We start from the raw sequence: 4468 nt of genomic DNA, 5'->3' as shown, positions 1-4468 counted from the left end.
AAACCAGATTCTACGGAAGATAAAGATTCATAATTTTGCTCGATGTAGGGAATTTTCAACTGCTACTTTTGGGGATTATTAAGTTGGTGTTGACATGATAGAAACTTGTAAGTATTTTTTTCTTTGTACGCTGAATACGCTTTGTAACAGCAGCAAAAGTATCATCATAAAAGTAAGCAATTTCCTTGCAAGTATATCCGCAGTAATTATGCAATATGAAGTACTGGCGTCCAGTTTCAGATAACTTACTCAATGACTCTTGAATGTGAAGACGAAATAACATATTTGATGTGTCTACAGTATTACCGAAAACCCAGACTTCTTCCTCTGTATATTTCGTTGCCGCAGTCTCCAATTCGACTTCATGTTGTCGATATTCAATCTGCTTTCTTATATAACGCACAATCTTGTTAAGTAATATTTGCATTGAATATCCCACTGGATTATCTGGAATTTTCTTATTACTTGCTTGATATAAAGCAATCATCCAATCCTGAAACACTTCATTTACAGCATAATCACTGCGAAGCCTCTTCATAATCATAGGCGAGTATCTCGTCCACAACGCTTGATAAAGTTCTTTCCATTCATCCTCTAACAATTGCTCAGTAAATATACGAACTAGCATTTGATCCACTTTTGCTGATGTTCCAGACTTTTCATCTTCTAAAGTCATTACACTATGCACCGCCAATCGTTCATTTGGTAATGGTCTAATATGTAAAATCTGGCACTCCCAGTCTAACATGACTATTTGCCGTCAATCATTGTAGTAGAATTTTGGAAGGGGCTCCCTTTGTTGAAGAGAAACGAAATATTTTAATAGATCCTTGATAATTTTAGGGTCATGGGAAGTTTACAATGTTACATTTAATGCGGAACTAAAAAGAACTGCAGATCCACTCCGCACTGTATAAGTCAGTCAGTAAGCATACCTTTGGTACTTACGGTAAACCAAGCTGCCGAATTTATGACTATGGCAGAGAACGGTAATGTCAGGAACTTGATTTTTTTCATTATAGTACTGGTTAAATCTGTAAATCCACTAAACTTGCAATCCGGTTTTTCGTTGTATTTGAAGCCTTTATGGTGTTTGTTCACTAAAGTGATGCCAGTGAAGAAGTCTCTAGGCTACTTGGAAAGCATGATACCACTTTAACTTTATGCCGACCATTATGTGGATGAAGCGAGGAAGTAACCAACTTAGGAAGAACATTGTTATAGATGAAACCTATCGGCAAAAGGATACAATTATGTCTCTCTGGTTAAGGACCTAAATACTCTCAAGGTGCTACACTTAGCGGTAGGGAAAGATCAGTGGATTTTACGGTCCATTTACTACAGAAATGCAGCCATACGGATGACATAATCCATGTCATGAAAATCTTTAATACGACAGTTGATGAGACAAGACGCAAAGAACAACGGACAATTGCTGATTTAAAGAGTAGTCGGTATACTTAGTTAAAGAATGAAGAACACTTACCTTCGATATCTAAGACAAAAAAATCGCAATCAGTTTAGAGCCATTACCCGCTCATCTCATCGAATTCTCTTGTCCACCACTAGCATTCCCATATTTTGAAAGGGACTGCTCATTATGATGATCAGGTGGAGAACAATATAGCGATTTGATTAGAATACAGTTTCCTTGTCCAAGATTTATAGACTTACATTACCCATGTAAAACTACGAATAGCCAAAAACATCTTTTATGTATCTCTATACTATATGTCATTTTTGGAATAGATTTAATGTTTATCCATAAAGTGTATGTTTATACAATATTCTATTACACATAAAAGTGCAAACGTTTTGTAAATATTACCTTAATTTTCAATGTTTTCTGTGATTAATGTAATTTGGCATAAAAAAGAGCCTTTATAATGAAATGTCAGGTAGTTCCTGTCCATAATCCATTAAAAAGGACCACTCTCATCGATAAGAATATTCTATTTTCTTCACTTGATATATGGATTTCGCCAATTATTACGAAATCATTCAAAGATTCCATCTCCGAGAGCTGCCAAGACAAGTACGTTAAAAAACTGACCACAATTTCTTACTGCCAGCTTTTCCTGCATGCCTAGTTGCAAAACCGTGAAAGCACCAGATGAGATTAGCATGAAAGCCATGGTTAATGAGTAGTGTGACCGTCGTATGCCGCAGATCGTGGAAGAAGATATAGCGAGCCTTATAAGCCCCTGTATTACCTACTTCAAGAATCCTGTAACACAACCCAAAACCCTTATGAAACAAGAGATAATAACCTCTTGCACTATTCCCTCCTCAACCACACAACCGACTCCACATGCACCGTATGCGGGAACATACTGCCATGGGAATTGCTCTGTTACAATCCGTAGAATCCTTGATCTGACGGGCTTATTGCTAATGGACATCTCTCAATGGAAGGTTCATTCCGCTCAAATATGTTGATGTTTTACATCAATTTTACATCAGTGATAGTACTCGTTGCCAGAGTACATCTACTCATTCTCCTTGGTTAGCGATAACACCCCCTAAGGGTATATACATGGTTTTCAAATTTCAGTATCATTCATTTAAGGTGCCTTGGCATCACTTTGATGGAATGACCTCAATAATAGATTCATTGTCTTATCAAGCTGGGCTAAACGCCCTCTCATCCGTCCATTTGTTTATTAAATTTACCAAGAATCGTTTGAAGGAGAATGAGAGAAAGAGCAATGGGAAATCCTACATTGCCAATCAGCTGAACAAGGACATGCTCCCGCCTGCACTTGTTATTTAGTAAAATAAGCCACCCTACAGGTGGCCACAAGCGGATATTAACTTACGTTATAGCTTTTTTGCCACAGGAATCCATACCTCGCAAATCGCTTCATCCTGTTTATCATCGGTCCAGTAGTATTTCTCCATGCACGGTCCCTCCACTTGTTCAAATCCTGCCGACGGGAACCATTCCGCATAAATTCTCCGCCATACATTCAGAATCTCCAGGCCCATCTCCGCATCATCCGGAAACGTATCACGGCTATCGAATACGGCATAGGTCTGATCAGGTACAGTCAGGGTGACAAGCTCCTGTGGTACCTCTTGTCCTTCCGGCAGTTCAGTTCCCATCAGATAACACTTTGGATTGGTTGCGCAGTTGCCCGAAAAAAAGGCCTTCATAACGACGGTATGAAGGCTACCACGATCGTGAACATATGAGCAGAAAAGTGACGCGCAATTGCGCAAATCCATGTTGAACGATGCCGCGAATATTTGCTAGCCTATGGGCTTTGTTATTTACTTCCATCCCTGAATGTAGCAGAATATAAGAGACTTCACTTTCAAACTTCTAAGGTCAGCGTGTTCATTTACGGATAAATACATACCTCCCCCCTCCCCAGATCAGGCATCGTAGTGAAAAGTATGCTATTCATCGCGCTTACCCAACGCCCGGATTCAACGTCAATATCTGACACCAAGTTCCTCCACAGGAGGGACAAATCGAAATATCCACACCGGTTAATTTGAAAATAAGTTCCTTCGCCGTTAACTTTACTTTGGGTTTAATCGGTGTACGAGTCAGCCGCAAACACTTCAGTAGTTTGGTTTTCCGGTTGGCATTGCTGAGAAAGCCATAATATCTAATCTTTTGAAACCCAGAGGGTAGCACATGCATCATGAATCTACGCATAAACTCCATCGCATCTAAAGTCAGAGGCTTCACTTTTCCATCATCTTTGTAATCTCGGAAATGGAAGGTTACCGTCTGGTCATTCATCGCCATCAGCCGGTTGTTGTAAATCGCCGTCTTATGCGTATACCGACTTAAATATTTGACGACGTGAAAGGAACTCTTGAACGGTTTTTTGCAATAGACGACCCAATCGGGTTCATAGAGTTCATCTACGAGCGCGAGAAAAGAAGATTCCTCTGCGTAGGGTAGAGAGGATCCAGTAAATATCAGTGACTGCTCTGCATAAGCCTTTTTCAAGAAACAAAGGAATTTACCTCGAAACACTCTGGAGAGGATCTTTACGGGAATGAAGAATTTTTTCCTGGAGCGCATGAAGGTACAGCCGGAAGCTGAAAGTCCACCACCTGGTACAATGCAGTGAACATGGGGATGAAAAGACAAGTTTTGTCCCCACGTATGCAACACCATGGTTACCCCGATTTGTGCACCCAGAAACTTAGGATCTAAGGCCAGCTTGGAAAGCGTTTGGGACGCAGCTTTAAAAAGAATACTGTTCATCAGTTTGGGGTTTGCTAAGAACAAAGGATTCAATGTGTGAGGAACCGTGAAAACGGTGTGAAAATAAGGAACAGGTAGGAGTTCAGAGGTTCGATCCAGAACCCACTGCTCTTTTTTAAAATTCCCACATTTGGGACAATTACGGTTGCGACAGGAATTGTAGGACACCTTCAAATCTTCGCAAGAATTACATTGGTCGACATGACCGCCTAAAGCTGCAGTACGACATGTTTGGATGGC

The 4468-nt window shown here is 40.2% G+C and carries 5 protein-coding genes; 1 reads left to right on the top strand and 4 read right to left on the bottom strand.

The features are described from left to right. Positions 1 to 55: 55 nt before the first annotated feature. Complete coding sequence (locus J2T13_RS26015; protein ID WP_429375601.1) at positions 56 to 676, bottom strand: sigma-70 family RNA polymerase sigma factor; 621 nt, start codon at positions 674 to 676, stop codon at positions 56 to 58. 1321 nt (positions 677 to 1997) lie between these two features. Then, positions 1998 to 2135 (bottom strand): hypothetical protein, encoded by a 138-nt coding sequence (locus J2T13_RS26010; protein WP_429375600.1) that lies wholly within the window; start codon positions 2133 to 2135, stop codon positions 1998 to 2000. A gap of 401 nt (positions 2136 to 2536) precedes the next feature. Between J2T13_RS26010 and J2T13_RS26005 the strand changes: the two genes are divergently transcribed. Further along, positions 2537 to 2773, top strand: a complete 237-nt coding sequence (locus tag J2T13_RS26005; RefSeq protein WP_429375598.1) for a hypothetical protein — start codon at positions 2537 to 2539, stop codon at positions 2771 to 2773. A gap of 47 nt (positions 2774 to 2820) precedes the next feature. On the opposite strand, the gene J2T13_RS26000 is transcribed toward J2T13_RS26005, so the two are convergent. Beyond that, entirely contained in the window at positions 2821 to 3156 is a 336-nt protein-coding gene (locus J2T13_RS26000) for a GyrI-like domain-containing protein (protein ID WP_429375603.1), read from the bottom strand. Between the two features lie 259 nt (positions 3157 to 3415). After that, positions 3416 to 4468, bottom strand: a 1053-nt coding sequence (locus J2T13_RS25995; protein ID WP_429375596.1) for an IS91 family transposase, incomplete at its 5' end; no start/stop codon positions are given.

This window comes from Paenibacillus sp. DS2015, from assembly GCF_050433705.1.
Lineage (GTDB): Bacteria > Bacillota > Bacilli > Paenibacillales > Paenibacillaceae > Paenibacillus_AQ.
This window is presented reverse-complemented; position numbering and strand designations above follow the sequence as displayed.